Source organism: Mesorhizobium sp. M7A.F.Ca.MR.148.00.0.0, from assembly GCF_003997735.1.
GTDB lineage: Bacteria > Pseudomonadota > Alphaproteobacteria > Rhizobiales > Rhizobiaceae > Mesorhizobium.
In genome coordinates this window covers 1-4,533 of sequence record NZ_RZTB01000098.1, presented here as the reverse complement: position 1 = coordinate 4,533, position 4,533 = coordinate 1, and the positions used below count along the sequence as shown (strand labels likewise).

The following is a 4,533-nucleotide window of genomic DNA, read 5'->3' as shown; positions in this document are numbered from 1 at the left end:
CTTCTGCGTCTTCTCGACATAGGCGATGGCGCCGGAGATCGCCGACAGTTCGGCGCGCGAAAAGGCGCCAAAACTATCCGGCGTCGCCACATCGAAGAAGCGGGCGATGCGTCCCGTGGCCGAGGCCGAATCAAACAGCGACGGCGGCTGCGGGCTGGCGACGCGGCCGAGCACGTCGAACACCGGTTTCAACTCCGGATCGTGGAACACCGGCTCGGCAACGATCAGTTCGCGCGGATCGACTCGGAAGATGTCGGCCAGCAGCCGGTCGGCGGTGGTGTCGGTGACGCGGAAGGCGCCGGTCGAGATGTCGATCCAGGCCAGCGCGAAGGAGTGGTCCGCTCCGCTTTTCACCCGCCCCAGTGCCATCAGGAAGCTCGATTCCGAGGGCGCCAGCAATTTGTCCTCGGTGATGGTGCCCGGTGTCACCAGCCGCACGACGTCGCGGCGCACCACCGATTTGCCGCCGCGTTTCTTGGCCTCGGCCGGATCCTCGATCTGTTCGCAGACGGCGACGCGGAAACCCTGGCCGATCAGCTTCTGCAGATAGTCGTCGGCGGCATGCACCGGCACCCCGCACATCGGGATGTCGAGCCCTTGATACTTGCCGCGCTTGGTCAGCACGATGCCGAGCGCCCGGCTCGCCTTCTCGGCGTCGTCGAAGAACAGCTCGTAGAAATCGCCCATGCGATAGAACAGCAGCGAATCGGGGTTCGCCGCCTTGATCTCGATAAATTGCTCGATCATCGGCGTGGCGCCGGCGTGGACGGTCGGCGCCGGCGTCATCGCCTCGGGGGCGTCTGGCTCGTTCGGGCTGTGCATGTTCATGCGCGGCACGCTAGCAGATGTGATGATGCGGTTTAATGCCGGCGCTTCGAAAAACAGGGGACGACTGGACGGCAGCTTGTCCGCAATTGCCGATGCGGACGGCGATTCCCGCGCGCTGGCGGTTTACACGCGGCGGCGCGTGGTCTTAATTCGGACCGAAACAAAGCACCCGTTTCAAGGAGGTGCTGCACCGGTGAGGAAATCAAGAACATCATGGCCAGGAAAACCGAGAACAGCGGTCCGTCCGTCAGTGCGCAGGAAGCGCTCGAATTCCACGCCATGGGTCGGCCGGGCAAGCTGGAGGTCGTCGCCACCAAGCCGATGGCGACGCAACGCGACCTCAGCCTCGCCTATTCGCCTGGTGTCGCGGTTCCGGTCCTGGCCATCGCCGAGGACCCCAGCCGCGCCTTCGACTACACGACGCGCGGCAACATGGTCGCCGTCATCTCCAACGGCACGGCTATCCTCGGTCTAGGCAATCTCGGCGCGCTGGCCTCCAAGCCGGTGATGGAGGGCAAGGCGGTGCTGTTCAAGCGCTTCGCCGATGTCGATTCCATCGACCTCGAGGTCGACACCGAGGACGCCGACGAATTCATCAACTGCGTGCGGTTCCTCGGGCCCTCTTTCGGCGGCATCAACCTCGAGGACATCAAGGCGCCGGAGTGCTTCATCATCGAGCAGCGCCTGCGCGAATTGATGGACATTCCCGTCTTTCACGACGACCAGCACGGCACCGCGATCATCTCGGCCGCCGGCCTGATCAACGCGCTGGAGATCACCGGTCGCGACATGAAGACCACAAAAATGGTCTGCAACGGCGCTGGCGCCGCCGGCATCGCCTGCATCGAGCTGATGAAGGCGATGGGCTTTGCGCCGGAAAACATCATCCTGTGCGACACCAAGGGCGTCGTTTTCCAGGGCCGCACCGAAGGCATGAACCAGTGGAAATCGGCGCATGCGGTCAAGACCGAGGCGCGCAGCCTCGCCGAGGCGCTCGACGGCGCCGACGTCTTCCTCGGCCTCTCCGCCAAGGGCGCGCTGACCACCGCCATGGTGCAGTCGATGGCCAAGAACCCGATCATCTTCGCCATGGCCAATCCCGACCCGGAAATCACGCCGGAGGAGGTCGCCGAAATCCGCACCGACGCCATCATGGCCACCGGGCGTTCTGATTATCCCAACCAGGTCAACAACGTGCTCGGCTTTCCCTACATCTTCCGCGGCGCGCTGGATGTCAGGGCAACCACCATCAATGACGACATGAAGATCGCCGCCGCGCAGGCGCTGGCGGCATTGGCGCGCCAGGATGTGCCCGACGATGTCGCCGCCGCTTATCAGGGCAACCGGCCGAAATTCGGCCCCAACTACATCATCCCGGTGCCGTTCGACCCGCGCCTGATCTCGGCCATTCCGATCGCGGTCGCCAAGGCGGCGATGGATTCCGGCGTCGCCCGCAAGCCGATCCTCGATCTCGACCGTTACGCGCAGGAACTCTCCGCCCGCCGCGACCCGATCGCTTCGACCCTGCAGCGCATCTACGACCGGGTGCGCCGCCAGCCCAAGCGCATCGTCTTCGCCGAGGGCGAGGAGGAGCAGGTCATGCGTGCCGCCGTCTCCTATGTGAACCAGCGGCTCGGCACCGCCATCCTGCTCGGCCGCGACGACGTCATCAAGGAAAACGCCAAGCACGCCGGCATCGACCTCAACAAGCAAGGCATCGAGATCATCAATGCAAGGCTGTCGCGCCGCAACGGCATCTACACCGACTATCTCTACGAGCGCATGCAGCGCAAAGGGTTCCTGTTCCGCGACTGCCAGCGCCTGATCAACAACGACCGCAACCATTTCGCCGCCTGCATGGTGGCGCTGGGCGACGCCGACGGCATCGTGACGGGTGTGACCCGCAACTATTCGACCGCGCTCGACGACATCCGCCGCGTCATCGACGCCAAGCCCGGCCACCGCGTCATCGGCGTCTCGATCGTGCTGGCGCGGGGCAAGACCGTGCTCGTCGCCGACACCGCCGTGCACGATATGCCGAATGCCGAGCAGATCGCCGACATCGCCGAGGAGGCCGCAGGCTTTGCCCGCCGCATGGGCTACGAGCCGAGGCTTGCCATGCTCGCCTATTCGACCTTCGGCCATCCGCAGGGCGAGCGCTCCGAACGCGTCCAGGAAGCGGTGCGCATCCTCGACAAGCGCCGCGTCGATTTCGAATATGACGGCGAAATGGCCGCCGACGTGGCGCTCAACGCGCGGGCCATGGCGCAATATCCGTTCATAAGGCTGACCGGCCCGGCCAATGTGCTGATCATGCCGGCGTTCCACTCGGCCTCGATCTCGACCAAGATGCTGCAGGAACTCGGCGGCTCGACCGTGATCGGCCCGCTGCTGGTGGGACTGAACAAGCCGGTTCAGATCGTGTCGCTGAACGCCAAGGACTCGGACATCGTCAACATGGCGGCGATCGCGGCGTATACGGCGGGGACTTGAGCGGCGAGCCTTAGCGGTGAGTCCGGGAGGCGTTCAGCCCGGCGCGAACACGCGCGCGGCCTCGACGACCTCGTCCACCCGATCCTGCCGCAGCAAGTCGATCGGGACGCGCCCGTCGAGTTGCGCCGAGGGCCGCGTCAGCCACAGCCACGCCAGTCTGGGATTGCTGATCAGCGACAGCACGTCGCGAATGCCCGCTACCGGCCGGCCGTCGACGAACTGCGCCAGGGGGAAGACATGTTTGCGGCCGCCCTTGCGCAAGGCGATGACCTCGCCCCGCCGCTGCCAGCGGTGCAAGGTCGAGCGGGCGATACGCAAATTCTCTTCCAGATAGGTCGAGCCGGCGACGCGGCCCGCCCAGTCCTCGATCAGCATCGATTCGAGATCGTCGGATTTTGGCAGCGAAGGAGGCTCGACATCGATCAATGGGGTCGTCGGCGGATTGATCACGCCGGCTATTCCGGCTTCGCTGCGGCGCGCGGCTTCCGCCGCCAGCGCGCGCACGAATTTCGAGGCCAGGCCGGGCAGGTCGGCATGGATGGCGTCGATAGCGCGCTGGTGCTTCGGTGACAGCAAGGTGACGGCGGACGCTATGCTGCCGGCGATTTTGCCGACCGAGACCATGGTGGGCTTGTTGATGGTCTCGTCATAGTGGGCAAGCGCGCGTTCGACGTCTTCGGCGACCATCTCGGCGAAGTCGTCCTGCTTGAGGCCCTGGAGCTGAAATCTGTTCATACATCTGTCTTCTGGGCCGCGCTCTCCTCCCACAGCTGCGGCCGGCTGTTGAATCTCTAGAGCGGAAAGCGGAAATCGCGACGGCAACAGATGCTGCGGCCCGACAGCTCGCTGTCTTGCATTTCTTGACATCCCAACTGGCTGTTGGCGCGGGACGCCCGGATTGCGTGTAGGTGCGATGTATGACAGCCGCGCGACGGTGAGAAGCGGAGGCGGCCTTCCCTTCTCCCCCTGTGGGAGAAGGTGGATTGGCGCGCAGCGCCAAGACGGTTGAGGGGTGTTGGACGGAGTACCGTCAGTGCCAAGCTGGAGCACCCCTCATCCGTCGCCTTCGGCGACACCTTCTTCCACAGGGGGAGAAGGGAAGAGCTTTCTCTACAGCAACCCCGCCTGCTCAGCCTCGCGGCGCAGATTCTGCCGTGGCCTGGGGCCGATCTGCTGGATCACCAATCCGGCCGCCAGTGAGCCAAGGTCGCC

General features: G+C 64.9%; 2 protein-coding genes and 2 pseudogenes. 1 reads left to right on the top strand and 3 read right to left on the bottom strand.

Going from position 1 to position 4,533, the window contains the following annotated elements:
- Positions 1-828: pseudogene (locus EOB49_RS38000) on the bottom strand (DNA mismatch repair protein MutS); the annotation flags it as partial.
- A 213-nt stretch (positions 829-1,041) separates the two neighbouring features.
- Here EOB49_RS38000 and EOB49_RS26025 point away from each other — a divergent pair.
- Positions 1,042-3,321 carry an NADP-dependent malic enzyme gene (locus tag EOB49_RS26025; RefSeq protein WP_127266636.1) on the top strand — a complete coding sequence of 760 codons (2,280 nt, stop codon included), beginning with the start codon at positions 1,042-1,044 and terminating at the stop codon, positions 3,319-3,321.
- 33 nt (positions 3,322-3,354) lie between these two features.
- On the opposite strand, the gene EOB49_RS26020 is transcribed toward EOB49_RS26025, so the two are convergent.
- A complete protein-coding gene (locus EOB49_RS26020; protein WP_127382662.1) occupies positions 3,355-4,056 on the bottom strand; it encodes an antitoxin Xre/MbcA/ParS toxin-binding domain-containing protein in 702 nt (233 codons plus the stop codon).
- 375 nt (positions 4,057-4,431) lie between these two features.
- A pseudogene (locus EOB49_RS37995) lies at positions 4,432-4,533 on the bottom strand (adenosine kinase); the annotation flags it as partial.

Coding starts and splice junctions, on each gene's coding strand:
- EOB49_RS26025 (WP_127266636.1), top strand. CDS start 1,042: ATGGCCAGGAAAACCGAGAACAGCGGTCCGTCCGTCAGTGCGCAGGAA.
- EOB49_RS26020 (WP_127382662.1), bottom strand. CDS start 4,056: ATGAACAGATTTCAGCTCCAGGGCCTCAAGCAGGACGACTTCGCCGAG.